Source organism: Klebsiella sp. 10982 (assembly GCF_048589245.1).
Classification (GTDB): Bacteria; Pseudomonadota; Gammaproteobacteria; order Enterobacterales; family Enterobacteriaceae; genus Klebsiella; species Klebsiella quasivariicola.
In genome coordinates this window covers 118,004-136,209 of sequence record NZ_JBMAXV010000003.1, presented here as the reverse complement: position 1 = coordinate 136,209, position 18,206 = coordinate 118,004, and the positions used below count along the sequence as shown (strand labels likewise).

18 protein-coding genes, 1 tRNA gene and 2 pseudogenes are annotated in these 18,206 nt (G+C 50.8%); 7 read left to right on the top strand and 14 right to left on the bottom strand.

Annotated features, from left to right (window positions below):
• Window positions 1-26: 26 nt before the first annotated feature.
• A complete protein-coding gene (gene prmB, locus ACKLKD_RS03795; protein ID WP_025713436.1) occupies window positions 27-959 on the bottom strand; it encodes a 50S ribosomal protein L3 N(5)-glutamine methyltransferase in 933 nt (310 codons plus the stop codon).
• A 167-nt stretch (window positions 960-1,126) separates the two neighbouring features.
• Between prmB and smrB the strand changes: the two genes are divergently transcribed.
• A complete protein-coding gene (gene smrB / locus ACKLKD_RS03790) occupies window positions 1,127-1,678 on the top strand; it encodes an endonuclease SmrB (RefSeq protein ID WP_004201792.1) in 552 nt (183 codons plus the stop codon).
• A gap of 20 nt (window positions 1,679-1,698) precedes the next feature.
• On the opposite strand, the gene sixA is transcribed toward smrB, so the two are convergent.
• From sixA to ACKLKD_RS03770, 4 genes are all read right to left on the bottom strand, one after another.
• The gene (sixA, locus tag ACKLKD_RS03785; protein ID WP_002913355.1) at window positions 1,699-2,184 is read right to left on the bottom strand and encodes a phosphohistidine phosphatase SixA; all 486 of its coding nucleotides are present in this window, start codon (window positions 2,182-2,184) and stop codon (window positions 1,699-1,701) included.
• 209 nt (window positions 2,185-2,393) lie between these two features.
• Complete coding sequence (gene fadJ / locus ACKLKD_RS03780) at window positions 2,394-4,538, bottom strand: fatty acid oxidation complex subunit alpha FadJ (RefSeq protein ID WP_087806159.1); 2,145 nt, start codon at window positions 4,536-4,538, stop codon at window positions 2,394-2,396.
• Window positions 4,538-5,848 carry an acetyl-CoA C-acyltransferase FadI gene (gene fadI / locus ACKLKD_RS03775; RefSeq protein WP_025714530.1) on the bottom strand — a complete coding sequence of 437 codons (1,311 nt, stop codon included), beginning with the start codon at window positions 5,846-5,848 and terminating at the stop codon, window positions 4,538-4,540. The genes fadJ and fadI overlap by 1 nt, the downstream gene beginning before the upstream one ends.
• A gap of 158 nt (window positions 5,849-6,006) precedes the next feature.
• On the bottom strand, window positions 6,007-6,291 hold the full coding sequence (locus tag ACKLKD_RS03770; RefSeq protein WP_025714531.1) for a YfcZ/YiiS family protein: 285 nt from the start codon (window positions 6,289-6,291) through the stop codon (window positions 6,007-6,009).
• 373 nt (window positions 6,292-6,664) lie between these two features.
• Here ACKLKD_RS03770 and fadL point away from each other — a divergent pair, with 373 nt between their 5' ends.
• Window positions 6,665-7,987, top strand: coding sequence for a long-chain fatty acid transporter FadL (fadL, locus tag ACKLKD_RS03765; protein ID WP_165931774.1), 1,323 nt, complete (start codon window positions 6,665-6,667; stop codon window positions 7,985-7,987).
• A 61-nt stretch (window positions 7,988-8,048) separates the two neighbouring features.
• On the opposite strand, the gene mlaA is transcribed toward fadL, so the two are convergent.
• Window positions 8,049-8,810, bottom strand: a complete 762-nt coding sequence (gene mlaA, locus ACKLKD_RS03760) for a phospholipid-binding lipoprotein MlaA (protein WP_002913362.1) — start codon at window positions 8,808-8,810, stop codon at window positions 8,049-8,051.
• Window positions 8,811-9,099: 289 nt separating this feature from the next.
• Here mlaA and ACKLKD_RS03755 point away from each other — a divergent pair, with 289 nt between their 5' ends.
• The 3 genes and pseudogenes from ACKLKD_RS03755 to ACKLKD_RS03745 all read left to right on the top strand — a co-directional run.
• The gene (locus ACKLKD_RS03755; protein ID WP_025714533.1) at window positions 9,100-10,029 is read left to right on the top strand and encodes a formate/nitrite transporter family protein; all 930 of its coding nucleotides are present in this window, start codon (window positions 9,100-9,102) and stop codon (window positions 10,027-10,029) included.
• 89 nt (window positions 10,030-10,118) lie between these two features.
• Window positions 10,119-10,193, top strand: a tRNA-Arg gene (locus ACKLKD_RS03750).
• Between the two features lie 176 nt (window positions 10,194-10,369).
• Window positions 10,370-10,950 (top strand): annotated as a pseudogene (locus ACKLKD_RS03745) (tyrosine-type recombinase/integrase); the annotation flags it as partial.
• A gap of 123 nt (window positions 10,951-11,073) precedes the next feature.
• On the opposite strand, the gene ACKLKD_RS03740 reads toward ACKLKD_RS03745, so the two are convergent.
• From ACKLKD_RS03740 to tssB, 7 genes and pseudogenes are all read right to left on the bottom strand, one after another.
• Entirely contained in the window at window positions 11,074-11,607 is a 534-nt protein-coding gene (locus ACKLKD_RS03740; RefSeq protein WP_025711409.1) for a M949_RS01915 family surface polysaccharide biosynthesis protein, read from the bottom strand.
• Window positions 11,604-12,152 (bottom strand): hypothetical protein, encoded by a 549-nt coding sequence (locus ACKLKD_RS03735; protein WP_223862112.1) that lies wholly within the window; start codon window positions 12,150-12,152, stop codon window positions 11,604-11,606. Before ACKLKD_RS03735 ends, ACKLKD_RS03740 begins: the two co-directional genes overlap by 4 nt.
• Window positions 12,153-12,247: 95 nt before the next feature.
• Window positions 12,248-13,195 (bottom strand): LysM peptidoglycan-binding domain-containing protein, encoded by a 948-nt coding sequence (locus ACKLKD_RS03730; protein ID WP_223862113.1) that lies wholly within the window; start codon window positions 13,193-13,195, stop codon window positions 12,248-12,250.
• Window positions 13,164-13,421: a hypothetical protein gene (locus tag ACKLKD_RS03725; protein WP_223862114.1), complete on the bottom strand. Its 258-nt coding sequence runs from the start codon at window positions 13,419-13,421 to the stop codon at window positions 13,164-13,166. The genes ACKLKD_RS03730 and ACKLKD_RS03725 overlap by 32 nt, the downstream gene beginning before the upstream one ends.
• 18 nt (window positions 13,422-13,439) lie before the next feature.
• A complete protein-coding gene (locus tag ACKLKD_RS03720) occupies window positions 13,440-13,856 on the bottom strand; it encodes a DUF4431 domain-containing protein (RefSeq protein WP_025711410.1) in 417 nt (138 codons plus the stop codon).
• 238 nt (window positions 13,857-14,094) lie between these two features.
• A pseudogene (locus ACKLKD_RS03715) lies at window positions 14,095-14,448 on the bottom strand (type VI secretion system contractile sheath large subunit); the annotation flags it as partial.
• Window positions 14,449-14,490: 42 nt separating this feature from the next.
• Entirely contained in the window at window positions 14,491-14,982 is a 492-nt protein-coding gene (gene tssB, locus ACKLKD_RS03710) for a type VI secretion system contractile sheath small subunit (RefSeq protein ID WP_004176434.1), read from the bottom strand.
• Between the two features lie 554 nt (window positions 14,983-15,536).
• On the opposite strand from tssB, the gene ACKLKD_RS03705 reads away from it, so the two are divergent.
• Together ACKLKD_RS03705 and ACKLKD_RS03700 are read left to right on the top strand one after the other, a co-directional pair.
• Window positions 15,537-16,019: a WbuC family cupin fold metalloprotein gene (locus tag ACKLKD_RS03705; protein ID WP_025711412.1), complete on the top strand. Its 483-nt coding sequence runs from the start codon at window positions 15,537-15,539 to the stop codon at window positions 16,017-16,019.
• Between the two features lie 362 nt (window positions 16,020-16,381).
• Window positions 16,382-17,221: a hypothetical protein gene (locus ACKLKD_RS03700; protein WP_087806205.1), complete on the top strand. Its 840-nt coding sequence runs from the start codon at window positions 16,382-16,384 to the stop codon at window positions 17,219-17,221.
• A 12-nt stretch (window positions 17,222-17,233) separates the two neighbouring features.
• On the opposite strand, the gene cynR is transcribed toward ACKLKD_RS03700, so the two are convergent.
• Window positions 17,234-18,118, bottom strand: coding sequence for a transcriptional regulator CynR (gene cynR, locus ACKLKD_RS03695; protein ID WP_080896884.1), 885 nt, complete (start codon window positions 18,116-18,118; stop codon window positions 17,234-17,236).
• Window positions 18,119-18,206: the final 88 nt, after the last annotated feature.

The window sequence follows — 18,206 nt, the reverse complement described above, 5'->3', positions numbered from 1 at the left end:
TGTCGTTATGTTGGCGTGTTGTTTTTTTAGTCTTTATAAATACCGAAGTACGCACGAGCGTCAATTAGCTGCTGTTTGGTCAGCATAAAGACACCGTCGCCGCCGTTATCAAACTCAAGCCAGGTAAACGGCACGTCCGGATACTGCTCCATCAGATGTACCATGCTGTTACCGACTTCACAAATCAGAACCCCGTCGTCGCTGAGATAATCCGGCGCATTGCCGAGGATGCGGCGCGTCAGCTTCAGGCCATCGCTCCCGGAGGCCAGACCCAGCACCGGCTCATGCTCATACTCTTCCGGCAGATCGGCCATGTCCTCTTCATCCACATACGGCGGATTGGTGACGATCAGATCGTACTGCAGCTTCGGCAAATCGCGGAACAGGTCGGAGCGGATCGGCGTCACGTGATGGATCAGGCCATGGGACTCGACGTTGTGCTCGGCGACAGCCAGCGCGTCCGGGGAGATATCCACCGCATCGACTTCCGCCTCGGGGAAGGCATAGGCGCAGGCGATGGCGATGCAGCCACTGCCGGTGCACATATCAAGGATGTGCTGCGGTTTGTGGTTAATCAGCCCGGCAAACTGGTTATTGATCAGTTCGCCAATCGGGGAGCGCGGCACCAGCACCCGCTCATCAACGTAAAACTCATGACCGCAGAACCACGCTTTGTTGGTCAGATAGGCGACGGGAATACGATCGTTCACGCGGCGGATCACCCGCTCTACAATGCGGTGTTTCTCGCTGGAGGTCAGGCGCGCAGTGCGCATATCTTCCGGGATATCAAGCGGCAGGTAGAGGGACGGCAGCACCAGCTGAACCGCCTCATCCCACGGGTTATCGGTGCCGTGACCGTACCAGATGTTAGCAGCGCTGAAACGGCTGACCGCCCAGCGCAGCATGTCCTGAATGGTATGCAGCTCATTGACTGCCTCATCAACAAAAATTTTATCCACGACATCCTCCAGGGCACACTCTGCTATAAATTCGGCGGCTAGTGTGCCATGAAGACGGCGATAAATCAGCATTCTTGCGTGGGGTGGCCGGGGAAAAAACAGGTTTTCCTTGCCCGAAGGGATATTGAGTCGGGTAAACTAGCGCAAAGTATTCATGAGAGCGGACAATGAAAAAGAAGACATCGCTTAGCGAGGAGGATCAGGCGCTGTTCCGTCAGCTGATGACCGGCACACGAAAGATCAAGCAGGACACCATCGTTCACCGCCCGCAGCGCAAGAAAATCACCGAGGTTGCTCCTAAGCGTTTGCTGCAGGAACAGGCCGATAACAGCCACTATTTCTCTGATGAGTTTCAGCCGTTGCTGAATACCGAAGGCTCGACGAAATATGTCCGCGCCGACGTCAGCCATTTTGAGTTAAAAAAGCTGCGCCGTGGGGATTATTCGCCAGAGCTGTTTCTCGATCTGCATGGGCTCACTCAGCAGCAGGCCAAACAGGAGCTGGGGGCACTGATTGCCGCCTGCCGTCGCGAACATGTGTTTTGCGCCTGCGTGATGCACGGGCACGGCAAACACATTCTCAAACAGCAAACCCCGCTGTGGCTGGCGCAGCACCCGCATATTATGGCGTTTCACCAGGCACCCAAAGAGTACGGCGGTGACGCCGCACTGCTGATATTGATTGAGGTCGAGGAGTGGCAACCGCCGGAGCTGCCGTAACGGCGGGCTCCGGGGGGCCGTCAGATGGCGTTGGCCATCTTGAGGTTGCAGGGGCTTTTCTGCCAGAGGAACTCACCTTTGCCGTCGGCGTCCAGCGTCACGCAGGCGATAGCCGAGGTGGTGAACATCGGGGGCGTTTCCCCCGGACACAGCTCTGAGACCAGATACCCCACCAGCGGCAGGTGAGAGACGACCAGCGCCGTCGCCACGCCTTCATTCGCCAGCGCCTGAAGATAGGCGCTCACCATTCCCACATCGCCGCACGGCGTGAGTTCCGGCATCACGTCGACATGTTTTGGCAGGTTCATACACTCCCCAACAATATCCAGCGTCTGTTCTGCACGCAGATAGGGACTGACAAGAACGCGCTCAATATCCACTTTTTGACCTTTCAGCCAGGTTGCCATCTGACGAGACTCATCACAACCGCATACGGTTAATGGACGAACCGAGTCACTGGCTGCATCGAGGGCAGCGTCGCCGTGACGCATAATAAAAACTTGCATATTGCACCGCTTTTGTTAACCAGAAGCACCGTAGTTTGGCCTGCGAAGACAATACGCAGGCGACCCGGTGGCCGGGCATTGTGCCTGATCCATTCCACGAATGAAACGCTGTTTTTTACCTCAATGGCGTAAGTATAGTCAATCATTGTTTACAAAACAGCCAATCAACAGCGTCATCCGTAGCCGGATTTACCTTCTTTGACCACAACTTAGGTCAGCCGTTCATCCGCTGGCCAAAAGGTTGTCCCCTGTTCGGCCATGCGTAATAAAGTGTCACAGGGTGTAAAACGTGGGCCGTACTGGGCGGCCAGGCGCTGCAGGATCGCGGCAACTTCACCCGCGCCGATAGTATCCATATACCGGAACGGGCCGCCAAGAAATGGCGGAAACCCTATACCAAAGACGGCGCCGATATCGCCATCGCGCGCGCTACGGATAATCTGCTCATCAAAGCAGCGCGCCGCCTCGTTAAGCATCATCATCACACAGCGCTCCGCCACCTGCTGCGCGGAGAGCCGCGACGGGGAGCGGTCGATGCCCAGCAGCGGATAGACTGCCGGGTCGGGCCGTTTTTTGCTTTTACGCCCTTTTGTCTCATAAAGATAGAAACCACGATTATTTTTTCTACCTTTGCGATCGTCCTTCAAAATCGCGTCAATGATGTTTGCAGGCGGGCTAAAACGTTCTCCAAACGCGCTCTCCAGCACGGGGATAATTTTGGTGCCGGTATCGATACCCACCTCATCGAGCAGTTGAATCGGCCCCACCGGAAAACCGAATTTAACCAACGCGTTATCAATCACCTCAACCGGTTCGCCTTCCACCAGCAGGCGCATCGCTTCATTGATATACGGCGCCAGTATGCGATTCACATAAAAGCCCGCTTTATCTGCGACAACAATCGGCGTTTTTCCCTGCCGTTTAGCCAGCTGCACCACGGTGGCGATAGTCTGCGGGTCAGTTCCCTTATGCGGGATCACTTCCACCAGCGGCATTTTCTCCACCGGACTAAAAAAATGCAGGCCGATTACCTGCTCCGGACGGCTGGCGTGGGCGGCAATATCGCCGATCGGTAACGATGAGGTGTTCGACGCAAAGATGGTCTGCTTCCCACCGTATTGTTCCACTTCGCTGACCATCCGCTGTTTGAGAGCCAGGTCCTCAAATACCGCCTCAATCACCACGTCGCGATGAGCAAAGCCCTGATAGTCTGTGGCGCCGGAGATCAACGCCATCTGGCGATCGCGCTCGCCCGGGCGCAGACGACGCAGGCGAACCTGTTTATTCAACAGATCCCAGCTGTACTTTAAGGCGTGGTTGATGCCACGCGGCTGGATATCTTTAATGCGCACCGGCAGCCCGCCCTTACAGGCGGTCACATAGGCGATTCCCCCGCCCATCAGGCCGCCGCCCAGCACCGCAATGTTCGTCAGCGGCCTGGGCTCTGCTTCGGCGCCACGATCTTTTTTCAGATCGGTACTGGCAAAGAAGATTGAGCGAAGCGCCTGCGATTGCGGGGTCATCGCCAGTTCACCAAACGCGCGAGCTTCTTCGGCGTAACCGCTGCTGCAGCCGTGGGCCAGACCATTCTCGACAACCTGCAGAATTCGCTTCACCGCCGGATAATTCCCCTGGGTTTTACGCTGCGTTTGTTTGCCGACAAACTGGAATAACAGATGGCGGCCCAAAGGCCCCGCCAGCACGCGTTCGCGTACCGGCATATCCCGGCTGGCCGGTCGCCCCTTCAGCGCCAGCTCCACCGCCGCCTGCAGTAAAATCGCCTGCGGCACCACCTCGTCTACCAGACCGGCTTTCAGCGCCTGTCGCGCACGCAGCTGCCTGCCGGTGAGCATCATATCCAGCGCGGTGCTGACGCCAATCAGCCGCGGTAAACGCTGTGTCCCGCCGGAACCCGGCAGCAGGCCAAGCTGCACTTCCGGCAAACCGAGTCGGGTTTTTTCGTCATCGCTACAGATGCGGGCGTGACAGGCCAGCGCCAGTTCCAGACCACCGCCAAGGCAGGCGCCGTGGATGGCGGCAATCACCGGGATCGATAAGCCATGGATCTCAGACATAATCTGCTGTCCCTGGCGCGCCAGCGACTCCGCCTCCTGCACGCTTTGGCAGCGGGCAATCATGTTAATGTCTGCGCCAGCGATAAAGTTATCCGCTTTGGCGGAGATAAACACCACGCCGCGCAATGACTTATCATCACGAACCTGGCGTATCAGGCCGCGCACCTGATTGCCGAACTCAGCTTTCAGGGTATTCATTTTCTCACCCGGGGCATCGATGGTGATCACCGCGACCTTGTCCTCACGGACCTCAAGCTTAAAAGCGGAAACAGCATCCATTATTCAGCCTCCAGAATCATCGCCGCACCCAGACCACCTGCCGCGCAGGCCGTCACCAGGCCAAATCCCCCGCCCCGCCGCCGCAGTTCATGCAGCGTCTGGTTGATCATTCGCGCGCCGGTGGCGGCAAAGGGGTGCCCATAGGCGATAGAGCCGCCGAGGACGTTAAACTTGCTCTCCTCTACCTCGCCGGTGGCCTGCGTGCGTCCCAGCACCTCGCGGGCAAAGCGTTCGCTTGCCAGACACTGGAGATTGGCCAGGGTCTGCGCGGCGAAGGCTTCGTGCATATCGATAAGCGTCAGATCCGCCAGCGTCAGGCCAGCTCTCTCCAGCGCCAGCGGCGTGGACCACGCTGGTCCCAGCAGCATATCCTGCCAGACATCAATAGCGGTAAAGGCGTAGCTGCGCAGATAACCCAGCGGCCTCAGCCCCAGCTCTTTGGCCCTGGACTCGGTCATCAGGATCACCGCTGCCGCGCCGTCCGTCAGCGGCGTACTGTTGGCGGCGGTGACGGTGCCATGTTTGCGGTCGAAGGCCGGGCGTAACTTCTGATAATCAGCGAGTGTTGAATTTTTACGAATGTTATTATCCTGCTCCAGCGGCTCGCGAAAAGGGGGAGCATAGGCGGTCATTACCTCTGCCGACAACTTTCCCTCTTCCCAGGCTTTGGCCGCCAACTGGTGCGAACGATGCGCCAGTGCATCCTGTTGTTCCCGGGTGATCCCCCAGCTTTTTGCCATCTGCTCGGCGGTATCGCCCATCCGCAAACCGGTTGAATATTCCGCCACCGCCGGAGGAACCGGTAACAGGTCGCGCGGCCGCAGACGCGAAAACAGCTTCAGTTTCTGACTCAGCGAGCGGGCCTTATTGGCATCCACCAGCGTGCGGGCCAGTGTTTTACTGACCCCAATGGGCAATACCGAGGAGGAGTCGGCGCCGCCGGCAATACCGGCGCGGATGGTGCCGGCCATCAGGCTTTCAGCGACGTTCGCCACGGCCTGGAAACTGGTGGCGCAGGCGCGGCTGACGCTATAGGCGTCAGTATGAACGCTCATGCCGGTACCCAGCACAATTTCTCTGGCGATGTTCGGCGCTTCCGGCATCTGCACCACCTGGCCAAAGACCAGTTGCTCGATGACTTCGGCAGGAATGTCGTTACGCGCCAGCATCTCGCCAACCACCATTTTTCCTAAATCAACGGCCGGAACGCCATGAAAAGCCGTTGCCTGACGCGCAAACGGCGTGCGTAACCCCGTGACAATGGCAATGCGATCGCCCTGACGGGTGATAAGCGGTAATGCCTGACTCATAACTCTCCCCTGTTAACCAAGACAACCAAGTGGTCTGACCTGATAACATTCTTAACTAATTTTTTACATTAAGCCAATCGGAGAAGCGCAAAATTGCGAGCCAAAACACAGTGAAGAGAAAAGGTAACGCCCCGTATTCGGGGCGTCAGGAGGAGGAATTAACGTAAGCCCAGCTGGAAGATCAGCGATTCTGCTTCGCAGCTGAAAACAAAATCGATATCCAGCTGCACACCGCCGTCAACGTCAGTAAAGGTTGGGTTAATTTTGCACGGCTCAGATTCGACATTGCGGGCTTTTTCGCTTAACGCGGCGAGCGTTTGCTCGGCTTCCGCGCGGTTGGCGAATACGCGACTGTATGAGGCGGTGCAGTCGGTGTTGTCAACAATCGTGCCAACATCCATACAGCAGCAAACCGGGGTTTCATCAGCGCTACATTTACTCATCGTGGATTTCCTCTGGAGATGCACCTGCGGTGCCAGACAAATTATGTGTTTATTTTAAGCCCTGCCCCCGGTGAGCCTCCAGCCGAGAATCGCCCTGGCGGCGTTAAGTGACAGAAATCACACTTAAAAATGATCTAAAACAAAAATCCCCTTCTGTTCCCCTTGCTCTCTCCGGGATTTTTGCCAGCTGGATCGCGTTTCTGTTATCACAATTGAAAAACTTCATAAACAAACTTGCAACAACTCATCTGGTCAGACCTATACTCAGCGCACTGGTCTGATTTCTTGGTTGTACCGCAGACCCTACACTCCCGCGCTTCTGTTACGGCATGTAACATAGTTTAAAAAAAAATAACTCAATGAGGTTATGGGCATGAGCCAGAAAACCCGCTTTACCCAATCTGCCCTTGCAGTGGCTGTCGCACTTGTTTCCACCCAAGCCTGGTCAGCAGGCTTCCAGCTCAACGAATTCTCTGCATCGGGGCTGGGTCGCGCCTATTCCGGTGAAGGGGCTATCGCTGACGATGCTGGTAATGCCAGTCGTAACCCGGCATTAATTATGATGTTTGACCGCCCGACCATGTCGGCGGGCGCCGTTTTTGTCGACCCGGGCGTTAATGTTTCGGGCACCTCCCCCACCGGTAAAAGCCTGAATGCGGACAATATTGCCCCGACGGCGTGGGTGCCTAACTTCCACTTTGTCGCGCCGATTAACGATCAATTTGGTTGGGGGGCGTCCATCACCTCTAACTATGGCCTGGCAACGGAATACAACGATGACTATGCGGCTGGCAGCATGGGCGGTAAAACCGACCTGACCACCGCGAACTTCAACCTGAGCGGCGCCTACCGTCTCGACAGCAACTGGAGCTTTGGCTTAGGTTTTGACGCGGTCTACGCCAAGGCGAAGATCGAGCGCTATGCGGGTGACCTGGGTCAGATTGTCGCTGGTTCTGGCGCACTGCCGCCGGCGCTGGCAGGCCAGGTGGCGAAGATCCCTGCCGACACGCAGATCGCCCATCTTAACGGCAACGCCTGGGGCTTTGGCTGGAATGCCGGTATCCTCTATGAGCTGGATAAGAACAACCGCTACGGTTTTACCTACCGTTCCGAGGTGAAGATCGACTTCGACGGTAACTACCGCAGCAGCCTGCCGGCGGCTTATAACCAGATCCTTGGTAACTTCGGCCTGCCCGCGGGAACCAACGGTCAGACCACCAATGGTTCATTGACGCTTAACCTGCCGGAAATGTGGGAGCTGTCGGGTTATAACCGTGTGGCACCGCAGTGGGCGGTCCACTACAGCCTGACCTACACCAGCTGGAGTCAGTTCCAGGAGCTGAAAGCGACCGGCAGCAACGGCCAGACGCTGTTCTATAAAGAGGAAGGCTTTAAAGACGCCTATCGTCTTGCGCTGGGGACCACCTATTATTACGACGATAACTGGACCTTCCGTACCGGTATTGCCTTCGATGACAGCCCGGTACCGGCCAGCAATCGCTCCATCTCCATTCCGGATCAGGATCGTCTGTGGCTGAGCGCGGGTACCACTTACGCCTTCAACCAGGATGCGTCAGTTGACGTTGGGATATCCTATATGCATGGGCAGCATGTTGAAATTAAGGAAGGCCCGTATACCTTCCGTTCCGAAGGGACCGCCTGGCTGTACGGCGCTAACTTCAACTACCGCTTCTGATAAGCCTCGCACAACAAAAAAGGGTGAACATGATGTTCACCCTTTTTTTATCATTCGCCGATCACTGTGAATCGATATCTTTCAGTTCATCCTGAATAGCCTGGGCATTCGGGTTGTCCGCCGGGGTCAGCTTACCGCCGTTAGCGATAAAATCATGACGCTGGAAGTAGGCTTCACGCATCAGAATGTAAGGATCGGAAGACTGGCGCAGCAGGCCGTCGGAATCCAGCAACTGAGCACGCGTCTCAATCCCTTCCACCGCCCATTTACCGATCGACATCGGCCAGGTCAGCCAGGAGAGCACCGGATACAGGCCATCGGCCATATCGCCGCCTTCATCGCGCAGGGTAAAGCTTCCATAGAACGGCAACTGAACATACGGGCCATAGCCAACGCCATAATGGCCAAGCGTACTGCCGAAACGATGCGGCTCAACGCGCTGTAGCTGCGGATTCGCCATCCCGGCCACATCGATAAGCCCACCCATACCGAGAATGGTGTTCAGGAAGAAGCGGGTAAAATGCACCATACCTTTATAGGGATCGCCCTGCAGGAAGTAGTTCACCATCACCGCTGGCTCTTCCAGGTTACTGGTAAAGTTGCTTAACCCATTGCGCGCCGGCTGCGGGACATAGTCACGCCATGCCACCGCTACCGGGCGAAGCACGTAAGGATCAACCACGTTAAAGTTGAAATTGAACATCGTGCGGTTAAACCCTTCTAACGGGTCTGAACGCCCCTGCGGCCGATCGCCAGAGCTGGAACTGGCACATCCCACCAGCAATGTGGCGCCAAGCGCAAGCGCCGACAGGCGATAATTCATAGATGTCTCCCTGGTTTTTATGGCTATCGCGAGTTGCCATCCATGACGGAAAGACAACGCTTCCGCCCGTAAAGATGTGAGCGATTGTAACAGCACGTTGAACGATGTCTATATCACCCAAGTTGTTGATTTGATCATAGCCTGGGAATAACGAGATCGCGGGGCTCCTATTCTACCGGAGCGACAAAAATCTGACGTTACCATTTTTGCGATTTCAGAGTATACCCAGCCAGACGGCAGGGAAAGCCGCTACGCTATTACTATACAGATTGATAGCGAGGACCACGAAATGGATGAACTAGACAATAACAAATTAAAGCCAGAGGATGACGAACGAGAAGTTGAAAGTGAGGAAAATCAGCGTGGTGAAGAGATAGAAGTGAATGAAGATCGCCTTCCCTCGCGGGCGATGGCGATCCATGAACATATTCGCCAGGAAGGAGAAAAAGAGATGGAGCGCGATGCGCTGGCCCTGCTGTGGTCAGCGATTGCAGCCGGTCTGTCGATGGGAGCCTCCCTGCTGGCGAAGGGGATTTTTCACGTCAAACTGGAGGGGATCCCGGGCGGTTTTTTACTGGAAAACCTCGGATACACCTTTGGCTTTATTATTGTGATTATGGCTCGCCAGCAGCTGTTCACTGAAAATACGGTCACCGCCGTTCTGCCGGTGATGCACAATCCTACTCCCGGCAACGTCGGTTTACTGATGCGGTTATGGTCGGTAGTACTGGCGGGCAATCTCATCGGCACCGCAGTGGCCGCCTGGGCCTTCAATTATATGCCTATATTTGATGAGCCAACCCGTCAGGCCTTTGTTAGCATCGCCGAAGACGTCATGAAAAATAGCCCGACAGAGATGTTCGCTAATGCGATTATTTCCGGCTGGCTGGTTGCCACCATGGTCTGGATGTTTCCTGTCGCCGGCGCCGCCAAAATCGTGGTGATTATTCTCATGACCTGGCTTATCGCCCTGGCGGATACAACTCATATCGTGGTGGGATCGGTCGAGATACTTTATCTGGTATTTAACGGAAACCTGCCCTGGACGGACTTTATCTGGCCGTTCGCCCTGCCGACGCTGGCGGGAAATATCTGTGGCGGGACCTTCATCTTCGCACTGCTGAGCCATGCGCAGATCCGTAACGACATGAGCAGTAAGCGAAAAGCGGAAGCCCGCACCCAGTCGGAGGAGAAAGCCAAAAACGCCGACAGGGCATAAAAAAAGCGCCCTGAGTGGCGAGGGTTTAAGCAGTCAGACGGTATGGCTCTTACTCAGGCGGACAAAAAACGCTATACTCGTGCCGCCTTGTCCCCTTAGTTAAATGGATATAACGAGCCCCTCCTAAGGGCTAGTTGCAGGTTCGATTCCTGCAGGGGACACCATATACAACTCTCCTGACGCCTACCGAATTCAATAAAATCCCCTTATAATCAGTAATAAACCCTCTGCTCTGGCTGTGCGACGTCAACCGATATCTACCCATCTCAATGTGAATCAATAAACGTTTGGGGACCTTAGTGGGGGCTTATCCTGTTCAATGAAACACGAGCCCCCTCAAATGCCCTTAAATGCGCGTCAGGTCGAGACTGCAAAGCCCAGAGACAAAGCCTATAAGCTCGCTGATGGCAGAGGGCTCTATCTCATGGTCAATACTAACGGTTCAAAGTACTGGCGCATGAAATATCGATTTGCCGGGAAAGAGAAAAAGCTCTCATTCTGAACCTACCCGGGCATCTCGCTTGCGGAAGCTCGCACTAAACGAGATGAGACAATAAAGGTATTGTCGAATGATAAGGCTCCCGGAGAGGTCAAAAAAGCCACGCAATTAGCTAAAAACTCTCGGTTACCAACACATTTGAAGCAATAGCTCTCGAATGGTACAGTGCAAAAGTATCCGGTTGGTCAAAGAGTTATGCTGATTACGTCAAGCGAGCTTTTATAAATAATGTCTTCCCCTATCCAGGATCTCAGCCTGTTAATGAAATAAAACCACTGGAGCTTTTGTCCGTATTACAACGAATAGAAAAGCGGGGAGCGCCTGAGCTTGCAAGCAAAGTACACCAGCATTGTAGTGAGATTTTTCACTACGCGATTGTTACAGAACGTGCCGAATACAACCCTGCTGCTGATCTTGGTAGTGTACGCATTACATGAAATCGCAGAAAGCATAATGAGCGCTATAAACTACCTCACTATTTCTCCTTAAAAATATTTATAAGCTAGATGGAACTTCAGTAGATTTATGGCATGAAACCACACGATTTAATTTATTTTTGTTGTGGAAATAGAATCCCATTTCCCCATCATGTACTTCAGAAGAGATTTGTCATTCTTGAGATTGGAATCAGGCACTGGAGCCTTCTCCCCACCGAAACCCTCACTACCGACAATAATATGCTCTTCTCCCCTTAACGAATATTTTACACCATTTTTAAAAGCAAAATATTTTACAATTACAGGGTCAATCCCACCAACACACCCTATTTTGTAGGCAAATAAAACGGTTCCTACGCCATCAGAAAATATTTTATTCACCTCGACAGAATCAGGAGCAATATCTAATTTTATATCTTCGCCGCAGTTTCGGACAAAATCTTTGAGGGTCCAATCGTTACTATTCCCTGTGACTTGTTTGACAAGTAAGGTCATTCCACCGTCTTTGCTATCAAGTTTTTTATCTATAATTAAAACATGTTTACCGGAACTATCATTCCATACCTTTTGGAAGGCTTCAGAACTTGCAAAAGATGATTGGGATAATACAAACGTAAAAGCGATAGCTAGTTTCCAATTCATCGTGTACTCTCTTTTCCTTTTGACTTTACGGTCATACTTAACATCTTTGAGTTCAATTCATTGACATCAAATTGTTGAAGGCTATGTTTTTGTGCCTCGTTATAATATGTTTTATAAGTTACAGGTAAAAAATATCGCATCCCTTTATAAGTGGAAAATTTAATCGTCCCTGCAGATACAGATCCATTTATAATTGATAACCCGCCTTGGTTACCACCCAAGCCAATGATGGCACCCTTTGCAGCTCCATAAACAAGGGTAGCATGATGACCAGACGTCGCAATAGCCCCGTAAACAGGCTTAGATATCTCGAAAAAATTACTATCACCGATGAATGATCTTGCTCTGAATGGAAAATGAGATTTAGCATACCCCACTTCTTGCAAACAATAATTTACAAATGATGCGCACCACGCGTGATTGCTGCCAACGAGGTTTGGCAACATTTTTCCATAACCTATCAACTGATGGTAATTAGATTTTTTAGTTATTATAGATTCATCTGCCCCTTTCCATTTTTGAGCTTCTTTAATTGCAACCACCATCCATGGGGCCTCTCTCTGATCATGAGGGAGTAATGCAATCGGATTGCCAGAATTTTTCCCTCCGACTGAATCCAGTACTTTTTTATTCGTATTGATTACACTATTTTTTCAGTTTTTTTATTAACTGGTTTTGAGGCTATCGGATTTTCAACTGGCCTTTCAGTCTGACCAGACGTAATATTGCCACTTTTGTCTATAGAAATTGATTGTCCTGGGTATATTTTATTAGGATCTGATATATTATTCTGCCGGGCAATATCTTCAACATTCACACCATTTTTTTCTGCGATCTTCGCCAAAGTGTCCCCTGGAGCTACGGTATAGATCGAAGGACTATTAGCATTGACACCATATATCATCAAATTCTGACCTGGAAAGATCTTACTCACATCTTTTATATTATTGTTTTTGGCTATTTCATCAACGCTTGTCTTATAACGTTCGGCAATTTTCGAGAGAGTGTCACCTGACATGAATATATACTCAATAGGTTTTTGAGTGCTCTTCGCACGTGGAGTTTTTGGGGTCTCGGCAAGTGTTTTTGCAGAGAATTGCGAAAAATTTCGCGTGAGCAGTATATTCTTCGTTTCATCCCCAGCGACTGCTGAATAAACAACATCCTCTTTTCCAGCAGAATTAATATATTTGACAACAATAGTCATTCCTTGTTTCGTATGGATGATTGTCTTGAGCTTACCGTAAGCATCTGTTTTCCACTCGTAGCTAGTGTTTCCTAGCGTCACTTTAAATGGCACATCAGCAACTGGTCGAGAGCCATCAGAAACAGTCACATTTGTCACATACACCCATTTTTCGGTGCCCGGCTTCAAGCCACCTTCCTTTGTGCTAATTGCTTTAATTACCTTACTGAATTTTGTATCGTCAAGATCTCCTACTTTCTCCCCCTGAGCGACCCCACTTTCAGACATGATAAAATTGGCATAAGCTTCAGGGTTATTACCATCATTCCCCGGCGCATATTTTTTCATCATTTCTGGAATAGTAAAATCCTTATATTTTCTTTTGCAGAGATCGTTTAGCATTATCACCAGCTTCTATGCTAGAAAATATTGCGAATGAATGTTTGTCTGGATTGTAGACAACTCCAATACCGATTTTTCCTTGCTGGTTTTTTACAGAAATGAGATTTCCTGGGTTATTGAATCGCCAATTCAGTGAGCCCCCTGTTTTTAACAATCTTGTGCCATTCGATGACTCATATTCTACCGTTTTTGTCGATGCATGATAAATAGCATTTATAAAGCGCATTTTAATTAACCCTCTCTGCTATTTGCCTGCAACTTCAAACTTGGCATCATCCAATAAAACAGGCGTCATGTGATATCCGGTCTCTGCAAGAAATATTACGCCATCAATACTGACAACTTTTCCTAGAAGACTTTTATTTGCTTTATAGTCATTACTATCACGCATTATCAACTGAACGTCCTGATTCCAATTTTGGTTGTCAGTATCTGCGTCTGTTACACATGTGAGTGGCTGTTTTAAATGCAATATCCACTCATGTAGCTTCTCATCATTCGCTTTATCCTCTCCCCAGCCAGGAGGGCCGTAGTATAATTTTTCGCTAACAACTCCTGTCAGACTTACTTTATCCCCTTCCTTTAGGCAAGTAGCAGATGCACTAAAGCTAGAAAACACGATCATAAAGCAAAAAATAGACTTCCAAATTTCCTTTAACATAAATCACCCTGTCGTAGTTAAATTTAATAGTTTTGCGATCATTGATTCTGTTAGCGCAGAAGTATGATCTTCTACTGTCTCGGTATCATCCGAATCAGTATCAGGCTCCAGTGATTCTATATCTTCCACGCTATCTACCTCAGCCTCTTCGACTGATGTTGGAAGCTCTTCTTTGAGCCAGGTTTCTCGCCCAATGATTAAGTTTAATGTATCGCTTTCAGGAAGCACTATTTTCGGGAAGCGATTCGACCTGCTGAAACTCCTGGTGGTGCATCACTGCGTCCAGCTGACGGCTTATCTGGAAATCCAGCTCAGCGATATGGTGGTCAATCAGCGTTTTGTCGAGCTTTTCCACCCGCTGGCCGGACTGACGGATGCGCTCCATAAACACCTGCATCGCCGCGGTGAGACGTTCCGCCGCCGGCGCTTCGGAGAGCGCGGCATCGTCCAGAAAGTCGTTGATATCCCCGAGGCAAGACGCCGGGGCGAGATTAATTTTTTCAAACAGCGAGGCGTAAACGCCCTCGCCCGCCCTGTTTTCCTGCAGCGTGGTTTGCCCCTGAACAGGGGCGTTTTCTGTGGTAACAGACATTAGCATTTTCCCGGTTAATCCATTAACAGACTTGCCCTGCACTTATTTCGGGGCAAGCGCACTCATTTCGTCGCGTAATTCCTGGGACAGCGCCGGATCTTTCAGAATTGCCTCAAGCTCTTTTCTGAAAGTGGCGTTATCGAGCAGATTGGATTTGAGATCGCGTAATAAATTTCGCATCGCCAGCATGGCGCGGAGTTGCGGAATTTGCCGGGCAACCTGCTCCGGTTCAAAATCTTTGATGTCGGTAAAGCGCAGTCTGACGTTCTCCTCTTCGCCATTGCCGGCAAGCGTATTTGGCACCGAGAGGTTTACTTCCGGGCTAAATTCCGAAAGTACGCTGTTAAAGTTATTTTTATTGACGTTGATTTTTTCTCTTTCTGACAAAGGCCGGTTCTCCTTACCATGACTAAAATCGCCAATGGTAAGCAGCTTGAGCGGTAGTTCAACCTTCTTTTGCGCGCCGCCGGTATGAAGAGATAATTTAAGATTAATGCGCGCCCTGGGGACTTCATTCTGGAACGTATCAGCCACTTTTGTCTTTTTCCTTAGTTAATTATCATACGCATTTTCGCCTTATATTTAATTAGGGGCAATGATAAAACAACGCTGAACAAAACAGCAAGCCACCAGTTATTAGTAATAACTACAATACAAATACAGCAATAATTCATATTAATAATGAATGATAATTACATCAATCATTAAAGATAAAAATTCCATAACATTAAAAAAAATTACACACCATAAAACTATCATTTAATGACTTAATCAATCAGCACAAACTTGTTTTAAATCAAGGTTGATATATTAAGAGCGTCAATATTAATAAATTTATTGATATTGCGGCATGAAGAGTTATAACAAAAGATGTATTGAACGCATTTACACTAATACTCAGCAAAAAAAGACTTACTTTCACATTTCTACAACCACCTTCATGATGTAACGATGTGACGGTATCATCTGTTACCGATAATGTAGACACATGTCTCGCAATTCCGCGTACAATGCCCCTTGGCTTAAACAGTCACAAGCCACTACCCCAGTGTAACCTTCTCTGGACGATACAGGAGCCAGACGTAGATATGAAACAGATCACCCTCAGCGATATGCAGCAGCAGAGCGAAGCGGCAGCCCATGCGCCACGCTTGCGCGCGCATCGCAATTTTCATCCTGAACTGAGCGACCCGATACAGCGTCTGGCCATCGCCATGGAACCTGGCACCTATATCCGCCCGCACCGGCACAGACATACCTTCGAACTTTTACTGCCGCTGAAAGGCCGATTCGTGGTACTGAATTTTGATGACAACGGCGTGGTCACCAGCCGGGTGGTGCTGGGTGAAACCTGTACGGCGCTGGAAATGGAGGCTGGCACCTGGCATACGGTGCTGTCACTGGACGCTGGCGGAATGGTGTTTGAAGTCAAACAAGGCGCTTATCAGCCGCTTGCTGAAATGGACACCATGGCCTGGGCGCCAGCTGAAGGCCAGCCGGGCACTGCAGAAATGATGGCATGGTATGCCATCGCGCAACCGGGTGACCGTTTCCCAACTTCTGCGCGATAAAAAGCCACGATCAAACGGACGCCGCAGGCGTCTGTTTGATTTGCCCAATCGTTCGCAAAATCTGCCACAGACACAGAACACTTGCATACCGCGCTACCGGTCGTTCTCAACTTTTCAGCTGTGTGGAGAAATAGTTATATTCAGCAAACTATTTTTCTCTACGATTAAGAGATGATAAGATAACGCGATAAAGTAAGTGTTTAGCAGTAAAACAATAACAATAGCCAATTAATCATTATATTATTCTCAATGTGAATGGATTTATTCAACAGGTAAAGGAAGTCAGCGAAAAGAATAAATGATTGTAATCAGCTCAGGTTTGCTGACCATGGCCATTTATGTTTTCATCGACATATGATTTTATGAATATAACAGAACGGAACATCTGGAAGCTAAATAATTTACCGCCCATGGAGTACTGCTCCCTGGCGCGGGCGCAAAAATTATTAAACTGTGAACTTGAAGACATTCTTCACTGGCATGATATTGGCGCGATCAATCTATGTCTGAAGCTCAACCCAACGCGGGGCACATTAAAAATCGCCGCCCTTTCTCATCAGGAAAAAGACGTCACTACCGCGTTCAGTCCGCTTTCCTCATCCGAGGCGGCGGAAACTATCTGGTCGCCCCACTCCCACATCCGCAGCATTCTGCGGCTTGAAGGAGATATTCCGATGATGGAAACCCTGCGCGGAAATACGGTGACGCAGTTCAATGTAAAGGTATCCGCGTCAGGACTCTGGCATCCACATTGCCGGAATTTAATGGCCTTGCTGGAAGCGCCGGATGATATTATTCGCGAAAGCAAACTTAGCATGATGTTGCCTGATAAACCGTTTGTTTATTGTCATTTCATTCCGGATGAAGATGAACGTCCCGCCATATCATTAAACCGTATCTATATCACCAGCCAGGCTATTGAGAAAATATACGCTCACAGTATTAGTGCCCGACCGATGGATGTGACAAAAAATCCACTACTCGAGCATTCCTCTTATATTCAACAGGAATTAACCTTGCTGCCGCAAAATGAGGTATTACTGGAGTTTATTCACTATATTATTCAGTCTCCTACCATATTTAATGAAAAGCTGCAGAATATGGCTGAGCCAGACAAAGCCCAGCTCTTTCGTCATGTGCTGGAAAGACTCAAAGAAGAAGGAATGCTCAGGGAAGATACTCTGTCCAGTGAGCATTATTAGCGATGCCAACCATCAAACCAGCGTGGCAGCAATCTGCTGCGCCATGGCGATGAATTCGCGCGACGCGGCGCTCTGCCAGGCGCCCTGGCGCTGCAATAAACAGGCCGTTCGTTGTAGCAGCGCAGGTCTTAGCTCAAGCGCCACCACATCATCATACTGCCCGGCGATCGTCGCCGGCAGCAGCGTCGCAAGCGGCGTGCATCGAATGATCGACAGAACGGCGCCAATCGAATTAGCCTCCATCCGCACGTCTGGTTCGAGCCGATGACGGTGGCAATAACGATCGATCTGTTCGCGGGTAGCAAACTCGCTGCTGAGTAAAATCAATGGCTGCGCGTCGAGAGCCGGCAACTGCAGGTAGCTCTCTCGTGCCAGCGGATGCGCACGACTCACCACCAGCGCGAGGGTTTCAGTCAGCAACGGCTGAGCCACAATATCCCGCGAGAGGCTTTCGTCAAAGGCAATCCCTATATCAATTTCATCCTCCAGCAACATCGCCTCCATCCGTTCCTGGTTCATTTCCTGAATAAGCACTTTCACTCCGGGGTAGCGTCGATAATATGCTCCCATCAGCGGCCCGAGCAGGTAAGTGGTAAAAGTCGGCGTCATAGCGATGCGTAGTCTTCCCCGCTGGAGATCTTGCACATCATGCAGGGCGCGACGTCCCTCCTCAAGATCGCGTAAGGCGCGTCGGGCATACTCCAGCCAGATCTCTCCGGCATCAGTTAAGCGGGTATGGCGGCCTGAACGATCGAAGAGCTGAACCTCAAGCATTGCTTCCAGCTGGCGGATCTGCTGTGACAGCGCGGGCTGTGAGACATGCAGCGCTGCGGCGGCGCGGGTAAAGCCGCGATGTTCAGCCACAGCGATGAAGTAGGAAAGATGGCGCAAGAGCATTTGCTTACCTATAAGTAATTCCAATAGGGTGCATCATAAATAAGTCTTTTAACTTATGAAACAAGTTGCGTACTCTCTCCACATCATT